This is a genomic window from Streptomyces sp. NPDC018045 (assembly GCF_044327445.1).
Taxonomy (GTDB): Bacteria; Actinomycetota; Actinomycetes; order Streptomycetales; family Streptomycetaceae; genus Streptomyces.
The window spans coordinates 1-22,661 of the sequence record NZ_JBIRFL010000047.1 but is presented as its reverse complement, the minus strand read 5'-3'; the positions used below and the strand labels follow the sequence as shown (position 1 = coordinate 22,661).

Annotated in this window: 19 protein-coding genes and 1 pseudogene; 15 read left to right on the top strand and 5 right to left on the bottom strand. The window is 73.1% G+C overall.

What is annotated here, in order from left to right; translation table 11 throughout:
- Positions 1-247 precede the first annotated feature (247 nt).
- Positions 248-904: a TetR family transcriptional regulator gene (locus ACH4EB_RS37600; RefSeq protein WP_398352988.1), complete on the bottom strand. Its 657-nt coding sequence runs from the start codon at positions 902-904 to the stop codon at positions 248-250.
- Positions 905-1,771: 867 nt separating this feature from the next.
- Between ACH4EB_RS37600 and ACH4EB_RS37595 the strand changes: the two genes are divergently transcribed.
- Together ACH4EB_RS37595 and ACH4EB_RS37590 are read left to right on the top strand one after the other, a co-directional pair.
- Positions 1,772-2,635 (top strand): helix-turn-helix domain-containing protein, encoded by an 864-nt coding sequence (locus tag ACH4EB_RS37595; RefSeq protein ID WP_398352987.1) that lies wholly within the window; start codon positions 1,772-1,774, stop codon positions 2,633-2,635.
- A gap of 230 nt (positions 2,636-2,865) precedes the next feature.
- Complete coding sequence (locus ACH4EB_RS37590; protein ID WP_398352986.1) at positions 2,866-3,930, top strand: PhlD; 1,065 nt, start codon at positions 2,866-2,868, stop codon at positions 3,928-3,930.
- A gap of 70 nt (positions 3,931-4,000) precedes the next feature.
- Here ACH4EB_RS37590 and cynR read toward each other — a convergent pair whose 3' ends face one another.
- Positions 4,001-4,912 carry a transcriptional regulator CynR gene (gene cynR / locus ACH4EB_RS37585; RefSeq protein ID WP_398352985.1) on the bottom strand — a complete coding sequence of 304 codons (912 nt, stop codon included), beginning with the start codon at positions 4,910-4,912 and terminating at the stop codon, positions 4,001-4,003.
- Between the two features lie 132 nt (positions 4,913-5,044).
- On the opposite strand from cynR, the gene ACH4EB_RS37580 reads away from it, so the two are divergent.
- Together ACH4EB_RS37580 and cynS are read left to right on the top strand one after the other, a co-directional pair.
- Positions 5,045-5,662 (top strand): carbonic anhydrase, encoded by a 618-nt coding sequence (locus ACH4EB_RS37580; protein WP_398352984.1) that lies wholly within the window; start codon positions 5,045-5,047, stop codon positions 5,660-5,662.
- A gap of 74 nt (positions 5,663-5,736) precedes the next feature.
- Positions 5,737-6,207, top strand: coding sequence for a cyanase (gene cynS / locus ACH4EB_RS37575; RefSeq protein WP_398352983.1), 471 nt, complete (start codon positions 5,737-5,739; stop codon positions 6,205-6,207).
- Positions 6,208-6,270: 63 nt separating this feature from the next.
- Here cynS and ACH4EB_RS37570 read toward each other — a convergent pair whose 3' ends face one another.
- Together ACH4EB_RS37570 and ACH4EB_RS37565 are read right to left on the bottom strand one after the other, a co-directional pair.
- Positions 6,271-6,600, bottom strand: coding sequence for a putative quinol monooxygenase (locus ACH4EB_RS37570; protein ID WP_398352982.1), 330 nt, complete (start codon positions 6,598-6,600; stop codon positions 6,271-6,273).
- 286 nt (positions 6,601-6,886) lie between these two features.
- Positions 6,887-8,410, bottom strand: coding sequence for an alpha/beta hydrolase (locus tag ACH4EB_RS37565; protein WP_398352981.1), 1,524 nt, complete (start codon positions 8,408-8,410; stop codon positions 6,887-6,889).
- Between the two features lie 186 nt (positions 8,411-8,596).
- Here ACH4EB_RS37565 and ACH4EB_RS37560 point away from each other — a divergent pair, with 186 nt between their 5' ends.
- The 10 genes and pseudogenes from ACH4EB_RS37560 (at position 8,597) to ACH4EB_RS37515 (ending at position 20,623) form a co-directional block, all read left to right on the top strand.
- Positions 8,597-9,856, top strand: a complete 1,260-nt coding sequence (locus tag ACH4EB_RS37560) for an ATP-grasp domain-containing protein (protein ID WP_398352979.1) — start codon at positions 8,597-8,599, stop codon at positions 9,854-9,856.
- Positions 9,853-10,740, top strand: a complete 888-nt coding sequence (locus ACH4EB_RS37555) for a Rossmann-like domain-containing protein (RefSeq protein ID WP_398352977.1) — start codon at positions 9,853-9,855, stop codon at positions 10,738-10,740. The genes ACH4EB_RS37560 and ACH4EB_RS37555 overlap by 4 nt, the downstream gene beginning before the upstream one ends.
- Entirely contained in the window at positions 10,737-11,837 is a 1,101-nt protein-coding gene (locus tag ACH4EB_RS37550; RefSeq protein ID WP_398352976.1) for a PLP-dependent cysteine synthase family protein, read from the top strand. The genes ACH4EB_RS37555 and ACH4EB_RS37550 overlap by 4 nt, the downstream gene beginning before the upstream one ends.
- Entirely contained in the window at positions 11,834-12,967 is a 1,134-nt protein-coding gene (locus ACH4EB_RS37545; RefSeq protein ID WP_398352975.1) for a dipeptide epimerase, read from the top strand. Before ACH4EB_RS37550 ends, ACH4EB_RS37545 begins: the two co-directional genes overlap by 4 nt.
- Entirely contained in the window at positions 12,951-14,204 is a 1,254-nt protein-coding gene (locus ACH4EB_RS37540; RefSeq protein ID WP_398352974.1) for an MFS transporter, read from the top strand. The genes ACH4EB_RS37545 and ACH4EB_RS37540 overlap by 17 nt, the downstream gene beginning before the upstream one ends.
- Positions 14,201-15,145 (top strand): class I SAM-dependent DNA methyltransferase, encoded by a 945-nt coding sequence (locus ACH4EB_RS37535; protein ID WP_398352973.1) that lies wholly within the window; start codon positions 14,201-14,203, stop codon positions 15,143-15,145. Before ACH4EB_RS37540 ends, ACH4EB_RS37535 begins: the two co-directional genes overlap by 4 nt.
- A gap of 78 nt (positions 15,146-15,223) precedes the next feature.
- Positions 15,224-16,822, top strand: coding sequence for an ABC transporter substrate-binding protein (locus tag ACH4EB_RS37530; RefSeq protein WP_398352971.1), 1,599 nt, complete (start codon positions 15,224-15,226; stop codon positions 16,820-16,822).
- 5 nt (positions 16,823-16,827) lie between these two features.
- Positions 16,828-17,817 (top strand): ABC transporter permease, encoded by a 990-nt coding sequence (locus ACH4EB_RS37525; protein ID WP_398352991.1) that lies wholly within the window; start codon positions 16,828-16,830, stop codon positions 17,815-17,817.
- Positions 17,818-17,927: 110 nt separating this feature from the next.
- Positions 17,928-18,797 (top strand): annotated as a pseudogene (locus ACH4EB_RS37520) (ABC transporter permease subunit); the annotation flags it as partial.
- Positions 18,798-19,075: 278 nt separating this feature from the next.
- Complete coding sequence (locus ACH4EB_RS37515; protein ID WP_398352990.1) at positions 19,076-20,623, top strand: ABC transporter ATP-binding protein; 1,548 nt, start codon at positions 19,076-19,078, stop codon at positions 20,621-20,623.
- A gap of 81 nt (positions 20,624-20,704) precedes the next feature.
- On the opposite strand, the gene ACH4EB_RS37510 is transcribed toward ACH4EB_RS37515, so the two are convergent.
- A complete protein-coding gene (locus ACH4EB_RS37510) occupies positions 20,705-21,379 on the bottom strand; it encodes a class I SAM-dependent DNA methyltransferase (protein ID WP_398352970.1) in 675 nt (224 codons plus the stop codon).
- Positions 21,380-22,533: 1,154 nt separating this feature from the next.
- Between ACH4EB_RS37510 and ACH4EB_RS37505 the strand changes: the two genes are divergently transcribed.
- On the top strand, positions 22,534-22,661 hold a 128-nt coding region (locus ACH4EB_RS37505), incomplete at its 3' end, for a glycosyltransferase (RefSeq protein WP_398352989.1).

The window sequence follows — 22,661 nt, the reverse complement described above, 5'->3', positions numbered from 1 at the left end:
AGGGGGGACCCTGTGGGAGAGTAGGACGCCGCCGAACAATTTTTGAATGTGGGAAGCCCCGCACCGTATGGTGCGGGGCTTTCTGCGTTTGCGCATCGCTGCAGCAGGGCGCCGTCCCCGCCCCCGTACGCGACCTCGTACATGTCCCCCGTACACGACCAAGGCCCTGTCGGTTCACCCGGCAGGGCCTTTCGTATAGGTGGGGGTCTCGGCCTGGCCCGGCGATCCGCGCACCCGGAGACCGCTCTCAGGCGGAGACGAGGACGCGGTCCGGCGACGAGCCGAGGTGGATCCGCTCGCGGAGCAGCAGGCCGCGTTCGGGGGAGTAGTCCAGCAGCGCCAGGACGCCGGGCGTCGCCACACCCGGCAAGGTGTAGGTGAAGAAGTTGTTCATCTGCGTCTTCACCGCGTGCTCGTCGCCCGACGTGATGCTTTCGCCGCCGACCCAGTTCGTCATGAACAGGGAGGCGACCGCCGCCAGTTCCACCCGTGGCAGCAGCTCGCCCCCTTGCTGGGCGCGGACGAGAGGCCGGGTCACCGTGGCCTTCCACGCCGCCCAGGGCGAGGCCCACGTCCGCGTGGGCTGGTCCAGCGCGGCAAGCTGGAGCGCCGCCTTCACCTGCGGGTCCGCCTGGACCCGGTGGGTCAGCAGCAGGCCCAGGTCGATCCACTCCTGTAGAGCGGGCGCGCCGGGCTCCTGCTCGACCCCCTCGGTCAGGTCCACCGCGAGGATGCCCTCGGCCAGCCCCGCCTTGGAGGCGAAGTGGTGGTACAGCGCGCCGGCCGTGGAATGCGCGCGTGCCGCGATCTCGGTGACGGAAGCCCGGTTGTATCCCCGTTCGTTGAAAACCTCACTGGCGGTCGTCAACAACCGCGCTCGCGTCTTCAATGCGCGTTCCTGCATCTGTGCCTTCTGCTTCTCAGGCTCCTTTGGAGGAGCAGCCTGGTGTTCTTTGCCGAGCCGCGGTACCTCGGCGAATGCGGTGCCCGGTGCCCGGTGGCTGGCGTCCGGAGTCCGGAAGGCAGAGCGTGGCTGCCGTGAGCCCGGGGTCGACGGGCGGCGGATCGCGGCGCTCGGCGGAGGCCGGGGGGCCGAGGCTCCCGGAATCCCGGGAAGACGTCGGTACCTGTCGATATCGGCGTTCGGGGCCCTCGAAGGGCGCCTGAAGGGGAGAGGCGTGGGGCGAGCTGCGGCGGGCGGGAACTTGGCCGAGTCGGGCCGGATCGACCGGCGGTCGCCGGGCGGTGAACGCCAACGGGCCACCAAGAATGATCTTGGTGGCGGTGGGTGGTCCGGCGGTCATGACGACCCCTGGCGGGGGCAGTTTTTGCCGTGTTTTGTTGCTGAATTCTCCATGCGGTCCCCCTGAACGCCTGGCGTCCGTAAAGCTGTCGCCGGGTGCTGAACTGCCGTACTTCCTCGTGAGCGGGCCCGGTTACCGCGAAGCGCGTGCCCGGCGGGCCGGTCCGCGGCTTCGCGGCGGCGCCGTTCCGGGCCAGTACGCTGATCGGCCGTGGCGGGCCCCGTCCCGAGCGGGATCACCTGCTGTGTGCCGTCCCGAGGATGGATGATCCGCGGCGGACGGACCTCGCGCGTCGCTGGCGTCGCGATGTGCCGGCTCCACGAGATCCTCCTTCCGCACACAGACCGGACGGCCTGTTTCCTGCCCGTCTCTCATCCTGAGATCCGGTCGTTGAGTAATCAAGGGCCACGCCTGGCTGGGAGTTTCCGACCGGTCGCGTGCCGCTCCACAGGAAGACTCGATCGCACATGCTCTCCACCTACCGGCCGACCAAGGCGCAACTGGAGGCGTTCAGGCTGCTCTGCCGCGCCAGGAGGAGCGTACTGAAGCCCGAGGACGTCGGCCTCCCGAAGCGCACCGCGCAACGCGGCCCGACCGTCCCCGGTCTGACCCAGCCGGAGGTGGACACCCTGATGCACCGCGGCTTCAACACGTACGCCCGTTACGAGCAGGGCCGCCGGGTCCCTTCTCCGGCGTATCTTCTCGAACTGGCCGTGGCGCTGCGGTTCAAGGAGAGCGAATACCGCCAGGCCCACATGGATCTGTACGGAACGACGCCCGCGCCGCTGGATCCCGAGGCGGGTCTCGACGTACCACCGGACTACAAGACGAAGGTCGAGGGGCAGAAAGCCATTTCCTACCTGAACGACCACCGGTGGAACCTTCGGTACCACAACGAGGCGTTCCGGCAGATGATGCCTTCCGGCAAGGTTCCGGCGAACATGGCCGAATGGTTCCTCTTCAGCGCGGAAGCCCGTGAAGTCCTGGTCGGGTATTTCGCCTTCTGGGCGCCCAAACTCGTCCCGCAGTTCCGCGCCTCGGTCTCCGCCTCTCCCAAGGACCGGCATCTGCTCCGGCTCCGCGACCGTCTGCTGCGGGACGAACGGCTTTCCGCCATCTACAACCAGGGCGACAACGCCTACATTCATCCGGACGGCGACCGGCGGCCGATGAACCACGGTACGCGCGGTTTCGGCTGGGCCGTCATGCTCTCCGCCCGCCCCGAAGGGTCGCCGCTCTTCCGTGAGATGACCATCAATTTCCACCCGGATCCCACTGTGGCGAGGTACACGGCGCAAGGCGCGGGAAATCCCACGAGAATGGGCGTATGACCGTCCGCGACGCCTCCTTCGAGCCGACCGCCGCAGCCGGCGTCGCGGAGCGGCACGACGTGCCGGAACCCCGATCCGGCAGCCACGACGCCCGGAGGCGGGCCTCGTCATGCTGAGCGACTTACCCGCGGATCCGGCACGGTGCCGCTGTCAACTGATGATCATGCGTCCGGTCCGCGGTCTCGCGCGGACCGGTGCCACCCCCTACGCGCATTTCCAGGAGACACCCAGTGGCATACGTCAACCGACCCGGCATAGCCGAGGCCCCCCACGTCATCCGCAACGAGCCGATCGTGGAGGACATCGCCACCTGGGCCAAGTGGGACGCCGCCGACGGCCCGCAGGCCCGCAGGAAGAAGTACCGGATGGCCAAGGCGGCCGCCGCACGCATCGCCGACAAGACCGGCGTGACCTACCGGCGGTTCACCGAGCCGCTGGCCGACGTGGCCCGGACCGTCTCGATGCGGGAACGCAACGACATCGCCGTGAGCGCGGTCAGGGACCTCGCCATCACCGCGGCCCGCCGGGCGCTGCGGGCCGCGGGCATCGCTGCCGCCGACGTCACGGGCATCATCTCGTTCAACGCCACCGGCGACCGCACCCCCGGCCCCGACGCCGCGGTCATCTCCGCCCTGGGCCTCGACCCGAACATCGTCCGTGTCCCGATGACGCAGCTCGCCTGCGCCGGCGGGGCCCACGCCCTCGGCCTCGCCGCCCACTTCATCCGGCCGGGCGACCGGATCCTCGTCGTCGGCGCGGAGAAGCTCAGCACCTCGTACCAGCGCAGCGACAACACCAGCGTCGAGCACACGGCCTACAAGCTGCTCTTCGGCGACGCCGGGGCGGCCGCCGTGGTGAGCCACGAGAAGCTCGCCGATCCCGGCATGGTCATCGAGGAGACGTGGCAGCACCTGGTGCCCGGCTCCCTCACCGCCTACGCCACCCGGCACGAACCGGACGGCCTGCACTTCGACAGCACCAGGGAGGCCCTCGACGCGGTCTCCGCCGTCCTGCCCCGCCTGCCGTGGCCCGGCGAGGAGGCCGAGTTCGCCGTCCTGCACCCCGGCTCCCGGAGGATCCTGGAACTCGTCGAGGAAGAAGGCGGTATCTCACGGGAGGCGGCCCGCCACTCGCACGAGACCCTGGCCAACGGCGGCAACACCGGCGGCCCGACCGTCCTGCGCATCCTCGACCGCCTCCACGACGACCCGCCGCCCCCCGGTGCCCGCGGCATGATGCTCGGCTTCGGTCCCGGCTTCTGCGCCGCCGCCTCACGGACCCGCTGGGTCGGCTGACGCCCGGTACGGCATGAACGCGTCCGAGGGCCCTTCCTGGGTCCTCGGACGTGACCCCGAGGGGAACCGCTCATCCCCGCCCCGGCTCCTCCCCGCGTCCCCGCCCCCACTCCCGGGCCAGTTCCGCGAAGGCGCCGGACGCGGCGGTGCGGTAGGCCGTCTCGCGGTACAGGAGGGTCACCGTGCGGGCGGGCAGCGCGGGGGAGAGGGCGATGGGATGGAGGTCGGGCTGATCGCGGGTGATGGCGTCGGGCAGGACGGTGGCCAGCGGAGTGCGCCGGATCAGTTCGGTGAGGGCGGTGATGGAGTTGGCCTCCACCGCGATGTCCGGCCGCACCCCGTGCTCGCCGAAGTGCGTGTCGATGTGCAGGCGGGTGGCGAAGTCCGCGCTGAGCAGCGCAAGTTGGCGGTCGCGCAGGGAGCGGATCGGCAGCGGTGCCGTCCGTCCGGCGTACGGGTGGGTGGGGCCGACGACCAGGCTGAGGGTCTCGGTGAACAGCTCGGCGCCGGTGATGCCCGGCAGGTGCGGACCGCTGAACGCGATACCGAGGTCCAGGTCGTCCGCCAGCAGCGCCGACTCCATGAGTTCCTGCGGCATCTCGCGCAGGGTCAGCGAGATGCCGGGGTGCCGGGTGTGGAACTCCCCGGCCAGCGGGCCGACGAGGTACGCGGTGAAGGTCGGCGTCGTGGCCAGCCGCAGGGTGCCGCGCGACAGGTCCCGTACGTCCAGCACGGCACGCTCGGCCGCCTCCAGGTCCCGGAGCGCGCTGCGGGCGTAGTGGGCGTACGCCTGGCCGGCGTCGGTCAGCCGTACGGTGCGGCCCGTGCGGTCGAGCAACTGCACTTTCAGCGTCCGTTCCAACTGCCTGACCTGCTGGGAGAGGGTGGGCTGCGAGACGTGCAGGGCCTCGGCCGCACGGGTGAAATTGGCGTGCTCGGCGACCGCGAGCAGATACCGGAGGTGGCGTAGTTCCAGGGCCATACCGGCCACTGTAAGCGGTTATAGGCAACGCTGATAGCTGTCATGAGTTGTACGTCTTGGACGCTATAGCGGCAGGTCACGCATGGTGGAGACAGCGGCTTCACGGCCGGTGTCCCTCAGCAAGGAGCGGCTGTGCACCCCGACCCCCACCTCATCGACGGCGTCCGGCGTTTCCGGCGCGACGTCCACCCCGCCGCGGCGGCGCTCTTCGCGCGGCTCGCCACCACCCACCGGCCGGGCGCGCTGTTCATCGGCTGCTCCGACGCCAGGGTCGTGCCGGAACTGCTCACCCAGTCCGAGCCCGGCGAGCTGTTCGTGATCCGCACGGCCGGGAACCTCGTCCCGGTGTACGGGCCGGAACCCGACGCGGTGTCGTCCAGCATCGAGTACGCGCTCGCCGTACTCGGCGTCCGCGACGTGATCGTGTGCGGCCACTCCGGGTGCGGCGCCATGACGGCCCTGGCCACCGGCGAGGACCTGACCGAGCTGCCCGCCCTCGACGGCTGGCTGCACACGGCCGGCCCCGCGGGCCCCCGCGCCCCGGCGAGCGGCGACGGGACCGAGGCCGCCGTCACGGCGCTCGTCCACGACAACGTCACCGTCCAGCTCGCCCACCTCGCCACCCATCCGTCCGTGGCCCGCGCCCTGGCACAGGACACGGTGACGCTGCACGGCTGGACCCACGACATCCGCACCGGAGCCGTCGACGTCCTCGACCCGCGCAGCGGAACGTTCACCCCGCTCACGTGAGCTTCGCTCGCCTGAGCCCCGCCCCCCTGGACGCCGCCCGACCGGGCCCGTCCCACTCCCGGAAGGACCTCCGTATGCCCCACGCCCAGCTCGACCCGCAGGCCCGCCAGGACCTGGCCGTCGCCGTCGTCGAGGCCAAGATCCGCAAGGACCTCACCTGGCAGGAACTGGCCGACGCCACCGGTCTGTCCGTCGCGTTCGTCACCGCGGCCCTCCTGGGGCAGCAGGCACTGCCCGCCGACGCCGCCCGGGCCGTGGCGGAACGCCTGGACCTGGACGAGGCGGCGGAGCGGCTGCTGCAGACGATCCCGCTGCGCGGCAGCATCCCGGACGGCGTCCCCACCGACCCGACCCTCTACCGCTTCCACGAGATGCTCCAGGTGTACGGCACCACCCTCAAGGCCCTGATCCACGAGAAGTTCGGCGACGGCATCATCAGCGCCGTCAACTTCCGCCTGGACATACAGAAGGTCGACGACCCCGAGGGCGGCTCCCGCGCGGTGATCACCCTGGACGGGAAGTACCTTCCGGCCGAGCCGTTCTGAGACACGTCCGGCCGCGCGGACCCCGGGTCCGCGCGGCCGGACGGCCTGCGCCTGCTCGCGCGCCTACGCCTCGCGCGGCGACAGCTCGCCCATGGGGGACCAGCCCTCGGCGTCGATCTCGCTGCTGATGATCTGCGGGGTGGAGGCGATGGCGCCGGCCATCGCCTCCAGGCCCGCCTTGAAGTGCGCGGAGTTCACGTGCGTGTCCCCGGCCTCCCGGTCGGCGAACCCCTCGACCAGGACGAACTGGCGCGGGTCGTCGACGCTGGTCGACCACTCGAAGAACAGGTTGCCGGGTTCCTGCCGGGTGGCCTGCGTGAAGTCGTCCACCAGCGACAGCCACGAGTCCTGGTACTCGGGCCGGACGGTGAACTTGACGACGATGAAGATCATGCTGGCTCCTGCGCTGGTACGGACCGGCTGCGCCTGCGCGGCCGGGCGGGCTGCCACCCGCGTCGTCCCCCATGGTGGGCGCCCGGGCCCGCCCGCCGAAGAAGGATCGCCGCGCATTCCGGCCCTGCCGGAAAATCCGCCTCCGCGTTCGGATCCGTGCCCGGCGGCCGGGGAGCCGGCATCGCCCGGGCGTACGTGGGCGGGTTCTTCGAGGAGCGGCCGCTCGGCGCTCGGGGCTACCGTCAGGCCGCCCGACGGCTCGGTGGTGGGCCGAGGGGAGCGGGGCTCACGGTCGCGGAGACGGCTCGGGCAGGCCCGGGCCGTCGCAGTGCACGTTCCCGGCCGGCACGGTGCCGCCGACGAGGTACGCGGCCACCGTGGAGTCCACGCAGGAGTTGCCGCGGCTGGCGAAGACGCCGTGCGAGTAGTCGTCGTGCAGGGTGACCAGCCGGGAGCCGGGGAGCGTACGGCCGAGGGCCCGGGCGCCGGCGATCGGTGTCACGGGATCGTGCGAGGAGGCCACCAGCAGGGCCGGAGGCGCCGCGGGGCTGCCGAGCCGGGTGCGCTCGGCGGGACGGGTGTGCCAGTACGTGCAGGCCGCCGCCTCCAGGCCGGTCAGTACGGGGTGCGGGTCCGCGCGCCGCAGCCCCCGGATGTCGGCGAGGACCCGGCCCGGCGTGGGGCCCGGTCCGTCGGCGCACTTCACGACGCGGTTGGCGGCCTCGTACGTACGTGATGCCGGGCCGTCGAACGGTTCGGCGGGGCGCAGCCGGTCGACCGCCCCCTCGTCGAGGTACGTGCGGAGTCCGTCGCCCAGGGCGGCCCAGCGTTCGGTGCGGCCCAGGGCGCGGTAGACGGCCCGGTCGAAGGCCGCCGCGCCGAAGCCGGCCACGGGGTGCGCGGCCAGGCCGTCGCGGGTGCGCCGGTAGGCGGCGCGGACCTGGTGCGCGGTGGCGCCGAGCCGGAAGCGGGAGTCGTGCCGCGCGAGCCAGTCGAAGAGTACGTCCCGCTGGCGCAGCAGGGCATGGGCCTGCCGTATGTCGAAGGTGTGCCAGTCCTCCGGGCCGACCACGCTGTCCAGCACCAACTTGTCGACGTGCCGGGGGAATCGCGCGGTGTAGGCGGCGCCCAGGTAGGTGCCGTACGAGACACCGAGGAAGCTGATGCGCCGCTCGCCGAGCGCGGCCCGGACGGCGTCCATGTCGCGAGCGGTCTCGCTGGTGGAGAGGTGCGGGAGGGCACGGCCGGTGCCCGCGGCGCAGTCGGCGGCCAGCCGCCGCTGGGAGTCGAGGTAGGCGCGCTCGCCGGGACGGTCGTACGGAACGGGGTCGAGCGGCGCGGAGCCGGTTCCGGGGCGGTCGAAGAGTCCGCCCATCGGCCCGCAGCCGGCGGGCGCGCTGTGCCCGGTGCCGCGCGGGTCGAAGCCGATGACGTCGTAGGCGCGGCGTACGGCCGCCGGGAGCTTGGCGCGCTTGGTGACGGCGTACGGGAGGCCGGAGCCGCCCGGGCCGCCGGGGTTGACCAACAGGACGCCGCGCCGTTCGGCAGGCGTTCCCGAGGCCCGTACCCGGGAGACGGCTATCCGTAGGTGGTCACCGTCCGGGCGGGTGTGGTCCAGCGGCACGCGCACCGTGCCGCACTCGACGCGGTCCGGCGCGGGCGGCGCGGGGACCGAGGCCGGGCAGGCGCCGAAGCGCAGGGGCGGGGTGGTGGTGGCGGCGCGGGGTTCGGCGGCCGTGGCGGTGGTGAGGGGTACGGCGCTGGTCAGGAGCGCGCAGAGCAGGGCGGTGCGGCGTGGGGCGACAGGCATGGGGCTCGCATTTCACGGGAGGGCGAGGGGCGCGGGCGGGCGTCGGGGCGAAGGAAAGACCGGCCCACAAGGTGACAATGAAAATCATTACGGTTAGCATCGCGTTCGGTCAACACCGCACCGCGGCACCGGGGGGCCTCCCCCCGGCGTGCCCGGAAGCGAAACCACCCGCGCAGAAGGAGAGTTGTGGCGCATCTGCTGATGGTCGAGAGCTGGGTCGGGTCGATGGGCAGGCTGCTGCCCCGCGCCCTCCGCGAGGCCGGACACGACTTCACCTTCCTCACCCGAGACCTGCACCACTACCTGCGGGCCGCCCCCGAGGGCACCGCCCACCCGCTGCTGGCGGCCCGCAACGTGATCACCGCCGACACCAACGACACCGACGCCCTGCTGCCGTACGCCGAACGCCTGCACGCGGCGACCGGCTTCGACGGCGTCCTCAGCTCGTGCGACTACTACCTGCCCACCGTGGCGCGCGTCGCCGCGCGGCTCGGGCTGCCGGGGCCCGCGCCGGAGGCGGTGGCGACCGCCTGCCGCAAGGACGCCACCCGGCGCGCCCTGAAAGCGGCCGGTGTGCCGGGCCCCCGGTTCGCCGTCTGCGCCGACTGGGCGCGGACCGCCGAGGCGGCACGCGACATCGGATTCCCGCTCGTGCTCAAACCGGTGGACCTGTGCGCCGGAATGTACGTACGGCGGGTGGACGACGAGGCGGAGCTGGCCCGCGCGCACCGCGCGCTCGCCGGGTTCCCGGTCAACGCGCGGGGGCAGCTCCGGGCCCCGGTGGTACTGCTGGAAGAGCTGCTCGACGGGCCGGAGGTCAGCGTCGAGACCGTGTCGTACGGCGGCGCGGCGCACGTGGTCGGGGTCACCGACAAGAGCGTGGGCGGCGCCCCGGCGTTCGTCGAGACGGGGCACATGTTCCCCGCCGCGCTGAGCACGGCCGACGCCGCGGCCGCGGCGGACACCGCGTGCGCAGCACTCAAGGCGCTCGGGCTCGACCAGGTCGTCGCGCACACCGAGATCAAGCTCACCGCGGACGGGCCGCGCGTCGTCGAGGTCAACCCGCGGCCCGCGGGCAACCGCATCACCGAACTGGTCCGCCACGTCACCGGCATCGACCTGGCCGCCGCCTTCGTCGAGGTGGCGCTCGGCCGGGAACCGGACCTCGCGCCGCGCGAGACCGGACTGCGCAGCGCCGCCATCGGCTTCCTCGTACCCGAGCGGGCCGGTGTGCTGGCGGAGATAACCGGCGCCGACGGGCTCGACACGCGGCCCGGCGTGCTGGAGGCGCAGCTCGCGGCGCCCGGCAAGGCCGTCAAGGAGACCGGCAGCAACAACGGATACCTGGGACACGTCATGGCCGGGGACGGTGGCGGGCCGGGCGCCCGCGCCCGCGTCGAGGAACTGCTGGCCGGACTCTGTCCGCGGGTGGTGGACGAACGATGAGCCCGCTGGGACAGGGCACGGCGGCCGACAGCGCCGCGCGGCCCGCGGCAACCGGCCTCCCGGACCTCGTACGCCGCGTACGCGCCGGTGAACTGGGGCCCGACCCCCGGACCCAGAAGATCGCGGTGGCCTTCACCACCAGCCAGGCCGTACGCCACGAAGGGCGCAGCGGCGGCTACCGCAACGAAGTGCTCAGCCTGCGCCTCGGCAGCGCGGTGGGCTCCTGCGCCGTGGAGCCCGGCGCACTGCCCGCCGCCGCGATCGACGACTGCGTGGGTGCCGACGTCGCGACGCTGCTCGACCACCCGCTGGCGCCGGTACGCGTCGCCGCCCTGGACGCGTACCTGATGCACGCCCTGCCGCACACCCCCGCGAACGGCGCGCGGCCGTGGGAACTGCCCGCCGGCGACTCGCTCGCCAAGTCCCGGGCCCGCGCCCGGGGCGTCGCCGGACTGCTGGCCGTCGCGCCCGGCCGTACCGTGCTGGTCGTCGGGGTCGTCAACTCGCTGCTGGAGGCGCTGCGCGCCCGCGGCCTGGTCTGCGTGCCGTGCGATCTCAAGGGCGGCCGTACCGAGTGGGGCGAGCCGGTCCGTACCGACGCGCTCGCCGAACTGGACGGCTGCGACGCGGTACTGGCGTCCGGCATGACACTGGGCAACGGCACCTTCGAGCCGCTGCGCGCCCACTGCGCGCGGCACGGGAAGCCCCTCGTCATGTTCGCCCAGACCGGCAGCGCCGTACTGCCCCGCCTGCTGGGCGCCGGAGTGAGCGCCGTGTGCGCCGAGCCGTACCCGTTCTTCTGGCTCGACGGCGGGCCCGGTGTCGTCCACCGCTACACCGGCGACGACGGCTACGCCCTCCAGGCACAGGGAGACGCCCGATGACCGCCACCGTCCTCGGCGCACCCGCCGCCAACCGGGAACTCCTCGCCCTCGTCGGCCGTACGCCACTGGCCCGGATCACCGGCGACCTGCCCTGCCCGCACCCCGGCTTCTGGGCCAAGCTGGAAGGGCTCGGCGCGGGCGGCATGAAGGCGCGCGCCGCCGTGTCCATGCTGCTCGGCGCCCGCGAACGGGGCGAACTGCGGCCCGGCGCGCCGGTCGTCGAGTCCACCTCCGGCACCCTCGGCGTCGGCCTGGCCTTCGCCGGGCAGGCGCTCGGCCACGACGTGATCCTGGTCTGCGACAGTGAACTGGAGCCGTCCATGCGGCGGTTGCTGCGGGTGTACGGCGCGCGGCTGGAGATCGTCGACCGGCCCGCGCCGGACGGCGGCTGGCAGGCCGCCCGGCTGGCCCGGCTGCGCGAACTGCGCGCCCTGCTCCCGCACGCCTACTGGCCCGACCAGTACAACAACCCCGACAACACGGCCGGTTACGCCTCCCTCGCCGCCGAACTGGCCGCCGACCTGGACCACCTCGACGTCCTGGTGTGCAGCGTCGGCACCGGCGGTCACAGCGCCGGGATCATCGGCCCGCTGCGCCGCCACTGGCCCGCGCTGCGCCTCGTCGGCGTGGACGCCACCGGCTCCACCATTTTCGGACAGCCCGCCCGGCCCCGCCTGATGCGCGGCCTCGGCAGCAGCATCCACCCGCGCAATGTCGCCTACGACGCCTTCGACGAGGTGCACTGGGTGGGGCCCGCCGAAGCCGCCGACACCTGCCGGCGGCTGGCCCGGGGCAGCTTCGTCAGCGGCGGCTGGAGCACCGGCGCCGTCGCCCTGGTCTCCGCCTGGGCGGCCCGCGTCCACCCCGGCGCCGTCGTCGCCACCGTCTTCCCCGACGGACTGCACCGCTACCTCGGCACCGTCTACGACGAGGACTTCGCCGCCGCCCACGGCCTGGACGGACAGCCTGTCGCCACCCGCCCGATGGAGATACCCCACCCCACGGCGGCCGAGGCCACCGGCTGGGCGCGCTGTGGCACCGTCGTCGACCCGAAGGCAGCGACGCTCGCGCCGGACCGGCGGGAGGGCGCCGCATGAACGTCACACTGCGCGTCGTACGCCTCCGGCTCGCCGAGCCGCTGCGCATATCCCGGTCGGTGATGACCGAGCGGAACGCCCTCTGGATCACCGTGGAACACGGCGGACCGCGCGGCCACGGCGAGGCCGTGACCAGCGTGTACTACGGCCTCGACACCGACACCCTGCGCCGTCTGCTGGCCGGCGCCGGTGCGGAACTCGGCCGTTTCGCCGACCCGGAGAGCGCCCTGGACGCCCTGCGGGACGGCGAGCTGCCCGCGCCGGGCACCCCGCCCGCCGTCACCGCCGCCGTCGAGTCGGCGCTGCTCGACCTGGTGGGCAAGCGGGCCGGACAGCCGGTCCACCGACTGCTCGGCACCGCGCGACGGCCCGTCGCCGCCACCGCCCGCACCATCGGCATCGTGTCCGCCGAACGGGCCCGTACGCAGGCCCGCTGCCTGGCGGACGCCGGCTTCGGCGTCCTCAAGGTCAAAGCCGGCACGGCGGACCCCGAGGACGACATCGCCCGCATACGGGCCGTACGGGACGCCGCCCCTTCGGCGTCGCTGCTCCTCGACCCCAACGGCGCCTGGACACCGGAGCAGGCGCGGCGGCTGCTGCCGCGCTTCGCCGCGCTCGGCGTCGGGGCCGTCGAACAGCCCATCGCCCCCGGCGACCCCGAAGCACTGGCCCGGCTCGCCGAACGCTCCCCGCTGCCCGTCATCGCCGACGAGGACGCGGTCGATCCCGCCGACGCGGAGCGGCTCGCCGGACGGGTGCAGGGCGTCAACGTCAAGCTCGCCAAGTGCGGCGGCGTGCACGCGGCGCTGCGCATCGAGGAGCTGATCGCGGGCAGCGGCACCCGGCTGATGCTCGGCTGTCTCACCGCCGGCACCCTCGGCATCGCCCCCGCCGTCCACCTCGCCGACCGCGCCCGCTGGGTCGACCTCGACGGGCACCTGCTCCTCGCGCACGACCCGTGGACCGGCATCGGCGGCACCGACGGAACCGTACGCGCCGGGACGGGTGCCGGGCTGGGCGTACGGCCGGTGGCACCGCGCGGGACGGACCGCGGCGCCCCACCCGCGGCACAGCACGTCGTACCGCCCGTCGTACAGAAGGAAAGGCACCACCGTGAAGACGTGGAGTGAGATGCGGGCCTTCCCGCTCGCCATCCGGCTCCTGCTGGTCAACCAGCTCGGCGTGAACATCGGCTTCTACCTGCTCATCCCGTACCTCGCCACCCACCTCGGCGAGGACCTGGGGATGTCGGCCGCCGTCGTCGGCATCGTGCTGGGCGTACGCAACCTCAGCCAGCAGGGCCTGTTCATCCTCGGCGGCTCGGCCGCCGACCGCCTCGGAGCGCGCGGCGTGATCATCGCCGGCTGCGCGCTGCGCACCGTCGGCTTCGCGCTGTTCGCGCTGGGCGACGGGCTGCCCGTGCTGCTCGCCGCCTCCATACTCAGCGGGCTCGCCGGGGCCCTGTTCAACCCGGCCGTGCGCGCCTACCTGGCGGCGGAGGCCGGTGACCGCAAGGCCGAGGCGTTCGCCCTGTTCAACATCTTCGCGACGACCGGCGCCCTGGTCGGACCGCTGATCGGCAGTGCCCTGCTGCTCGTCGACTTCCGGGCCTCCGCCCTCACCGCCGCCGCGATCTTCGCCCTGCTCACCGCCGCCCAGGCCGCCGTCCTGCCCGCCCGCGCGGTACCGGCCTCCCGGAGCAGCGTGCTCGGCGACTGGCGCGAGGTACTCGCCAACCGGGCCTTCCTGGCCTTCTCCCTCGCCATGGTCGGCCTGTTCGCCATGGAGAACCAGCTCTACCTGCTGCTCCCGGACGGCGCCCGGCGGGCCACCGGCTGGGACGGTGCCGCGGGCATCGTCTTCCTGGTCGGCACGCTGGCCAACCTCACCCTCCAGATGCGCATCACGCGGTCCCTCAAGGAGCGCGGTACCCGGGCACGTTGGGTGGCCGTCGGGCTGGCGTTGATGGGGGCGGCGTTCGTCCCGCCGATGGCCGTCGTCGGCCTGTCCGGGCCGGGCGGTGGTGCCGGGCGGGCCGCGCTCGCGCTCGTACCCGTGCTCGCCGGGGCCCTGCTCCTGTACGTCGGCATCATGATCGCCCAGCCGTTCGTGATGGAGCTGATACCGGAGTTCGGCCGCGCCGAACTGACCGGTACGTACTTCGGGATCTTCTACGTCGTCTCCGGCATCGCCGCCGCCGTCGGCAACACCGTCGTCGGCTGGGCCATGGACGTGGGCACGCACGGCGGCGCCGCGTGGCTGCCCTGGGCGTGCTGCCTCGCCTTCGGCCTCGCGTCGGCAGCGGGCGTCGGCCGGCTCCACCGGCTGCGGGCCCTGCCGGTACGAGCCGTGGAGGTGCCGGCGTGAACGCGGACACCACGGCCCCTTCGGGCGCGCAGCGCAATCTGCTGACCGACAACCCCGCGCTGTACGAGGCCCGGTTCCCCGATCCGGAGCGGCTCGCCGCCCGCTGGACCGAGGACGTGCTGCGCGCCCACGGCGCCGGGCCGCGCGTCCTCGACCTCGGCTGCGGCACCGGGCGGGACGCCGCCCACCTGCACGCCACGGGCCGCACGGTCGTCGGTACCGACGTGTCGGACGCGATGCTGGCGTACGCCCGTACCCACCACCCCGGGCCCCGCTACGAGCGCGCCGACCTGCGCCGGTTCGACCTCACGAACCTCGGCGAGCGGCCGTTCGACGCCGCGGTCTGCCTGGACAGCGCCCTGCTGTACTGCCACACCAACGACGAACTCGACGGCTTCCTGGCCTCCTGCCGCCGCGCCCTGGCGCCGGGCGGGCTGCTGGTCGCCGAGATGCGCAACGGCGCGTTCTTCCTCGGCCGTACGGACCTGCTGGACGCGCCGGCGATCCGGGGCTTCGCGTGGGAGGGGACCGTGTACCGGTCCGTCACCACGCTCACCGTGGACCGGGCGGCTCAACTGCTGCGCCGACGACGGGTATGGACGGCGGAGGACGGCTCGCCACCCGTCGAACAGCACTCCGCCTGGCGGCTGCTGTTCCCCCAGGAACTGCGGTACGCGCTCGCCGCGCACGGCTTCACGGTGCTGGAGCTGCATGACGGGCCGGGGCCTCGCACGGAGCCGGCCTGGAGGGCTCGTGCGGAGTCGGCCGGGGGGCCTCGCACGGAGCCGGTGGGGGGCCCACGCGGGGAGTCGGCCAGGGGGGACGGGGCGGTGGCTGGTGAGGCTTCTTCGGGGCCTGGTGGGGCCGTACCGCCCCCGCCGTCCGGGACTTCCGCTGACGGCGATCGGCTGCATCTCGTGGCCCGCCGGGACGACGACTGAACGGGTCCGCTCCCTGCTCCTGCCCCACTTCCTGCCCCCTGTCCATGGCCCATCCCCTGATCAAGAGGCGAGACCATCATGACCGAAATCCCCTCCCGCGACCGGGAATCCGGCGGTTTCCCCGGCCTGCGACGGCGCGGCTTCATCGCCGCGGCCGCGGGTGTCACGGCCGCTTCCGGCCTCCTCCTGGCCGGCTGCGGCACCGGATCCGGCTCGCCGGGCGCCGGCGGCGGCCCGCCCCGGCGCGGCGGCCGGCTGCGTGCCGCCTTCGCCGGGGGCGGCGCCTCCGAGACGCTCGACCCGCACCTCGGCAACCTCTTCGCCGACGCCGCCCGTGCCAAGGCCCTCTACGACAAGCTGGCCGACTGCGGCACCGACATGGCCGCCCGCCCCCGCCTGGCCGCCAAGTGGGAGCCCAACGACACCCTCGACCGCTGGCGGATCACCCTGCGCAAGGCGGCCTTCCACGACGGCAGGCCGGTCACCGCCGAGGACGTCCTCTACAGTTTCCGCCGCATGGCCGACCCCAAGAAGGCGTACCGCGCCAAGGCGTCGCTGGAGCCCATCGACCTGGCCGCCAGCCGGGCGGTCGCCCCGGACACCGTCGAGTTCCGCCTCAAGCGCCCCACCGCCGAGTTCCCCAACGTGCTGGCCGCGTTCGGCGCGTACATCATCCCCAAGGGCACCACGGCCGCGGACTTCGCCGAGCCCGTCGGTTCCGGCCCGTTCCGCTTCGTCTCCTTCACACCGGGCCGCTCCTGCGTCGTCAAGCGCAACGACGCCTACTGGGACGGCGCACCGCACCTGGACGAGCTGGAATTCGTCGTCGCCAACGAGGAGTCCGCACGGGTCAACGCCCTGCTCGGCGGCCAGGTCGAGTACGCGCACGAACTCACCCCCACCACCGCCCGCGCCCACGAGGGCAAGGGCCGAATCGAGATCGTACGGCTGCGCAACAGCGCCATGCAGTCCTTCGCGATGAAGACCGACCGCGCCCCCTTCGACGACAAGCGGGTCCGCGAGGCGTTCTTCCTCATCGCCGACCGCAAGGAACTCGTCGACGGCGCGCTCTCCGGGGCGGGCGAGATCGGCAACGACCTGTTCGGGAAGGGGTACGAGTACTACGCGGCGGACCTGCCGCAGCGCCACCAGGACCTCGACCGCGCCCGCCACCTCCTCAAGCGGGCCGGCGCCGAGGACCTGCGGATCACCCTCGACACCTCGCCCGTCGCCGCCGGGTTCACCGAGGCGGCCGGCATCTTCCGCGACCAGGCCGCCAAGGCGGGCGTGACCGTCCGGGTGAAGTCCGGCAGCAAGGACAGCTACTGGAGCGACATCCTCGACTCCGGCACCCTGTGCTGCTACCGCTCCGGCGCCATGCCCATCGAGTCGCACTTCTCACAGCGGCTGCTGAGCGGTTCGACGACCAACGCCACCAAGTGGCACCACAAGGACTTCGACGCCCTGTACCAGCAGGCCCAGTCCACCAAGGACAAGAAGGAGCGGGCGGCGGTGTACGGGCGGATGCAACGCCGGCTGTACACCGAGGGCGGCTTCCTGGTGTGGGGCTTCGCGGACTGGATCGTCGGTACGGCCCGCCGCGTACACGGCGTGGCACCCGACGCGCCCGCCAACACGTTGGACTGGGCCCGATTCGACAAGGTGTGGCTGGGGTGAGGGCGTTGAGCGCGCCGCCCCGGCCGCGGGCGGGCGCCGTACCCACGGCAGCGCGTTCCTGGCTCGCGCGCCGGCTGCTGCTCGGTGTCGCGCAGACCGCCGCCGTCGTCCTGCTGGTCTTCGTGCTCACCGAGGCACTGCCCGGGGACGCCGCCGTCGCCCTGGCGGGCGAACAGCCCGACCCGGCCCGCATCGCGGCCATCCGTACCGAGATGGGGCTGGACCGCCCGGCCGCCGAACGGTTCGCCGCCTGGGTGCTCGGGCTGCTCCACGGCGACCTCGGAACCTCGCTGACCTCCGGCCGGCCCGTCGCGGCATACCTCGCCGACGGCTTCGGACCCACCCTGCTGCTGGCCGCGGCCACCGCGGCCCTGCTGGTACCGGCCGGGGTCGGGCTCGGTGTCCTGGCCGCGCGTCGCGAGGGCTCCCTGACGGACCGGCTCGTCAGCTCCGTGACCCTCGCGGTGTACGCCGTACCGGAGTTCGCCCTCGGCGTGCTGCTGATCACCCTCTTCGCGCTCCGGCTGGGGTGGCTCCCACCGACCGCCGTCGGCTCCGGCGGCGACCTGTCGGCCCAGCCGGCCGTCCTCGTCCTGCCTGTCCTCGTGCTGCTCTCGCGCCCGGTGTGCTCGATCAGCCGCCTGGTACGAGCGGGGATGATCGACGCGCTGCGGTCCCCGTACGCCGTGCAGGCGGCCCGCTACGGCCTGTCCGCCGCGCGCGTCCGGTACGCGCACGCCCTGCCGAACGCCCTCGCGCCCGCCGCCCAGCAACTCGCCCGCACCGTCGACTGGCTGCTGTGCGGAGTGATCGTCGTCGAGGCGCTGTTCGTCATCCCGGGCCTGGGCACCGTCCTGATGAACGCGGTCGCCGAACGCGACGTCCCCGTGGTCCAGGGTCTGGCCGTGGTCTTCGGCGTCATCGCCGTCGTCCTCAACCTCGGCGCGGATCTGGTCGCCCGCCGGCTCGCGCCACGGGCGGGGGTGGCGGCGTGATGCGGAAGGTGGGGAGTGGGGCGGGGGTGGTGCGGGGCCTGCGGATGGTGCGAGCGAGTCGGACGATGCGAGTGGTGCGAGCGATACGGATAGTGCGGGGGATTAGCGCGATGCGAGTGGTTCGGGTGGTGCGGTCGTCGCGGGCGTCGAACGTGCCGTGGTCGTCGCATACGGTGAAGGGGGCGGGGCGGTGGCCGGGGCGGGCCGGGCTGGTGATCGCCGGGGTGCCGTTGCTGCTCGCCCTCCTCGGTCCGCTGCCGGCGGGCGAACCCGGCCCGCGTACCGCCTCCTTCACCCTCGGCGGCGGCCACTGGCTCGGCACCGACTTCGTCGGCCGCGACGTGTGGCGGCAGATCCTGCTCGGCGGGCAGTCGGTGGTGCTCGTCGCCCTGGCCGCCACCGCCCTCGCCTATGCGATCGCCGTCCCCTTGGGGCTGGCCGCCGCCCTCACCCACCGCACCTGGCTCGAAGAACTGCTGATGCGCCCGCTGGACGTGCTGCTCGCGGTGCCGTCGCTGCTGCTGATCCTGCTGGTCGCCGCCGTCTTCTCGCCGGGCGCCGCGGGGCTCGCGCTGCTGGTGGCCCTCGTCAACATCCCGGACGCGGCCAGGATCGTCCGCGCCGCCGCGGCGGAAGCGGCCGCGCGCCCCGCCGTCGAGGCGCTCCGTATGCAGGGCGAGACCTGGTGGCGTACGGCGGTCGGTTACGTCGGCCGGTCGGCACTGCGCACCTTCGCCGCCGACGCGGGCGTCCGGCTCACCGGCGTGCTCTACCTGGTCGCCACCGCCGCGTTCCTGGGTGTGGGCGTGGAGCCGGACGCGGCGGACTGGGCGGTCATGGTCGACCGCAACCGCACCGGCCTGTTCGTGCAGCCGTGGGCCGTGGTGGTGCCGGCGCTGCTGATCGTGGCGCTGTCGATGGGCGGAAACCTGGTGGTCGACGCCGCTCTGCAAGGGGGGCGGCCCGCTGAGCGACAGCGGAAGGTGGGGTGGCTGGGAAGCCGGGTGGAAGGGCGGACGAGTAGTCGGGTGGGAAGCCGGGACGGGAGGCGGTGCCCGGTACGGGGGCGCGTCGTGACCCCGGCTGTTGGGACCGCGCCGTCCGCCGCGTCTGCCCCGGCGGCCGCGCCTGCCGCTGCTCCCGCACCTGCCCCTGAGTCGGCGTCGGCGTCGGCGTCTGACCACAGTCCCCATGACATCGAGGAGGGCCGCCGGTGAGCGCGGCAGCGAACGTCGTCGCCGAGATCGCGGACCTGCGTATGGAGGCCGGCGGCCGGGCCATCGTCGACGGAGTGAGCCTACGGGTCCGCGCGGGCTCGGTGACCGCCCTGGTCGGTGCCTCCGGCAGCGGCAAGACCACGACCGGCCTGGCCCTGCTCGGCGCGTACCCGCCGGGCGCCCGGTTCTCCGGCACGGTCACCGTCGCAGGCGGCCTGGTCGGCCACGTACCGCAGCACCCGGCGGCGGTCCTCAACCCCGCACGCCGGGCCGGGGCCCTGCTGGCCGACATCGCCCGCACCCAGGTACGCCACCTGCCGCGCCGCGAACGGGCGCGGGCCGCCGAAGCCCGTATCACCGAAGCGCTGTCCCGTGCCCAACTGACCGACCCGGGAGAGATGCTGCGCCGCTACCCCCATCAGTTGTCCGGTGGCCAGCAGCAGCGGATCGTGCTCGCCCAGGCGCTGCTGCTCGGCGCCCGCGTCGTGGTCGCCGACGAACCGACCACCGGACAGGACATCCTCACCAAACGCCGCATCGTCGAGGAACTGGCGTCGGTCGTGCGGCAGGGCATCGGCGTGCTGCTGCTGAGCCATGACCTGGACGTGGTCCGAGAACTGGCCGACGAGATCGTGGTCCTCAAGGACGGCCGGGTGGTCGAGTCAGGGCCTGCGGAGCAGGTGGCGACGGGGGCACGGCATGAGTGGGCACGGGAGTTGTTCGGGGTGGGGGAGGAGGCCGAGCCTGGCGGGGAGTTGGGCGCGCGGGATGCCGCCGGGCCGGACGCGATCACTGGGGCGAGGTCCGGCGCCGTGCTGGACGTACGGGACCTGACCGCCCACCACCGGGGCGGCGCCCACCGTACCGTCGATGTGCTGCGCGATGTGTCCCTGCGCGTCCGGCCCGGCGAACGGGTGGCGGTCGTCGGCCGTTCCGGTGGCGGCAAGACCACGCTCGGCCGGTGCCTGGCGGGGCTGCACCGTACGTACGAGGGGGAGGTCCACCTCGACGGCGTACCGCTGCCGCGCAGCCTGCGCGACCGTACCCCCGCGCAACTGGCCGCGGTGCAGTACGTGTTCCAGGACGCACAGGCGTCCTTCGACGAACACCGCACATTGCTGGCGCAGGTCGCGCGCACGGCGGTCCGCCTGCGCGGGTCCTCGCCCACGGACGCCGCGCGGGAGGCGGAGGCACTGCTCGCCGAGGTCGGGCTCGGCGAGCAGCACCTCCACAGCCGCCCGGCCCGGCTCTCGGGGGGCGAACTCCAGCGCGCGGCGCTCGCCCGCGCCCTGCTCGCCCGCCCCCGCGTGCTGGTCTGCGACGAGATCACCTCGGGCCTGGACACGGTGACCCGGCGCGGCGTCCTCACCGTCCTCGACCGGCTGCTGCGCGAACAGCCGGACCTGGCGCTGGTGTGGATCACCCACGACCTGGCCACGGCCGCCCGGGCCGACCGGATCCTGGTGCTGGACGCGGGCAACATCGTCGAACAGGGCCCCACCACACACGTCCTCACCACCCCCGGCCACCCCTTTACGGCAGCCCTCGTCGAGGCATCGGGGAAGCGACGTACGGCATCCCGGGCCTAGAAACGGCCTCGGGAAGACCCGGGGGCCACCGGTGGGCCCGGGGACAGGCGGTGGCCGCCGGCCCTCGCGGCCACATCGGGGCTACGCAGGGCTGCTCTCCCCGTCCGGCTTGCGCGCCACGAGGAAGGCCTGGGCCGTCCGTTCGGCGAACTCGCCCTCGTCGGGCTCGCGTACCAGGCGGGCGCGTACGGGCAGGCCGGCCCGGTCCAGCAGGGTGGCCATCAGGTCCGGCTGCCGCCGGTGGAAGTCGAGGGAGATCTGCTGCCCGAAGGCCTCCTCCAGGCGCAGCGGCTCGTCGCCCACCTGGAAGGCGGTCAGCAGGTGCCCGCCGGGCGCGAGCACCCGGTGGAACTCGGCAAACGCCTCCGGCAACAGCTCCAGCGGGACGTGAATGGTCGAGTACCAGGCCACGATGCCACCGAGGCTGTGGTCGGGCAGGTCGAGGGCCAGCATGGAGCCCTCGTCGAAGCGCAGGTCCGGGTGCTGGCGGCGGGCCACCGTGAGCATGCCCGGCGAGAGGTCGATACCGGAGACGGACAGGCCCAGGCCGGCCAGGTGCGCGGTCACCCGGCCGGTACCGCACCCCACGTCGGCCACCGGCCCGCCACCGGCACCCCGCACCATCTCGGCGAACCCGGCGAGCATCGCCCGGTCCAGCGGCTTGCGGGCCAGGTCGCCGTGAGTGTACGCGGCGTACTCGTCGGCCATGGCGTCATAGGACGCACGGGTGTGCTGAAGGAAGTCCGGTTCGGTCATGGAGGAGGACCATACTGCGCTCGCCGCGACCGCCATGCCCCGGCCTCAGGCACGGCTCGGCCACCCCGGTGCGCTGCTCAACCTTCCTGAGGCGGCTCAGCCTTCCTGGTGGGCGGCGCGAGCGGCGTCCAAGAAGTCCTCCGACGCCGGATCCTCGCGTGCGCGGCGATCTCCCGGTCGTGCGGCTCCTTGAGCACGTCCGCCGTGACGCGGTCGCCGCCACCAACGCTGTCGCGCAGAACGGTCAAGATCTCCCGGTAAAGCTCGCCGAGGCACGGCAGCGTCTGCCGGCGCTGACGGAGTGTGCAGGATCGGTCCGGCCGTAGGGGTGGGGAAGGAGGGGCGGGGAAGCGTTGTGGTCGAGGTCCTGGTGGGTGGAATGGCGGAAGAGTGGAATAGCGGATCGCCGAGGGTGATGGAAATGCGTGCTGTGGGTCTTCTGCGTTACGCGTAGAGATTGTCGGTAGCGCGTCGGAGGGAATGCGGGAGTGGGGCGCTTTGCGGCTTTTTCGGCGCCGTATGAATTCCGCCCGAGGTTTGGTTCGGCCGGAGGGGGATTTGCGTGAGGTGGGAGCGGGGGAGAGGTTGTCGGAGCACTCTTGCCCGCGCGCCTCGGCGGGCTTCGGGGCTTCACGGTGCAGTTCCGCCCCGGGGTCCTGTCGGTCGTCGTGGCTTGCTTGCCGACCTGGTGCCGGCGGCGTGGTCCTCGTCGCACGGCGCCTGGGGAACCGTTCGATCCGGCCGTGGTGGTCTTCGCCTGCCGCTACCGGCGGGATCCGGCCGACGGCGATAGGGATTTCGCCTTTCTCCGTGGGGCAGCAGGTCGCACTGTGGCCGTACGAGAGGGTCGTAGCCTGCCGGTGCGAGGCGGCCGATGGCCCAGGGGGAAGGCGCATACGTCCCGGTAGGTGGTGTCGCCGCGGCATTCCGGCGCGAGGTCGCCTTGCCCGCGCTGTCGGCCCGGCGGGCTCGGAGGCCCCCTCGCGGCGGCGTCGGCGGGGTCACGCGGGACCGCTTCGTCTCCGGGGTCCCGGGGCCACCCGCAGTCATCAGGGCGCTGCGGGCTGTCGTACACTGATGCGATTTGTGGGCGATATGGCGTCTTGGCGCGGATAAACCCTCATCTTTTGCCTAGTGGTCGTCTTTTCGGAGAGATGGTTTCTGTGACCGAAATCTCAGTCGTCGTGATCGTCTATAACGATGCCGAGCGGTTGCCTGCTGCGGTGGATTCGGTGTTGGGGCAGTCGTTCGGGGATGTTGAGGTGGTGATTGTTGACGACTG

What these genes read in the sequence shown, in the direction of transcription:
- ACH4EB_RS37595 (WP_398352987.1), top strand. Translation starts at nt 1,772, where the DNA reads ATGCTCTCCACCTACCGGCCGACCAAGGCGCAACTGGAGGCGTTCAGG.
- ACH4EB_RS37565 (WP_398352981.1), bottom strand. Translation starts at nt 8,410, where the DNA reads ATGCCTGTCGCCCCACGCCGCACCGCCCTGCTCTGCGCGCTCCTGACC.
- ACH4EB_RS37555 (WP_398352977.1), top strand. Translation starts at nt 9,853, where the DNA reads ATGAGCCCGCTGGGACAGGGCACGGCGGCCGACAGCGCCGCGCGGCCC.
- cynR (WP_398352985.1), bottom strand. Translation starts at nt 4,912, where the DNA reads ATGGCCCTGGAACTACGCCACCTCCGGTATCTGCTCGCGGTCGCCGAG.
- ACH4EB_RS37510 (WP_398352970.1), bottom strand. Translation starts at nt 21,379, where the DNA reads ATGACCGAACCGGACTTCCTTCAGCACACCCGTGCGTCCTATGACGCC.
- ACH4EB_RS37530 (WP_398352971.1), top strand. Translation starts at nt 15,224, where the DNA reads ATGACCGAAATCCCCTCCCGCGACCGGGAATCCGGCGGTTTCCCCGGC.
- ACH4EB_RS37545 (WP_398352975.1), top strand. Translation starts at nt 11,834, where the DNA reads ATGAACGTCACACTGCGCGTCGTACGCCTCCGGCTCGCCGAGCCGCTG.
- ACH4EB_RS37550 (WP_398352976.1), top strand. Translation starts at nt 10,737, where the DNA reads ATGACCGCCACCGTCCTCGGCGCACCCGCCGCCAACCGGGAACTCCTC.
- ACH4EB_RS37570 (WP_398352982.1), bottom strand. Translation starts at nt 6,600, where the DNA reads ATGATCTTCATCGTCGTCAAGTTCACCGTCCGGCCCGAGTACCAGGAC.
- cynS (WP_398352983.1), top strand. Translation starts at nt 5,737, where the DNA reads ATGCCCCACGCCCAGCTCGACCCGCAGGCCCGCCAGGACCTGGCCGTC.
- ACH4EB_RS37600 (WP_398352988.1), bottom strand. Translation starts at nt 904, where the DNA reads ATGCAGGAACGCGCATTGAAGACGCGAGCGCGGTTGTTGACGACCGCC.
- ACH4EB_RS37515 (WP_398352990.1), top strand. Translation starts at nt 19,076, where the DNA reads ATGGAGGCCGGCGGCCGGGCCATCGTCGACGGAGTGAGCCTACGGGTC.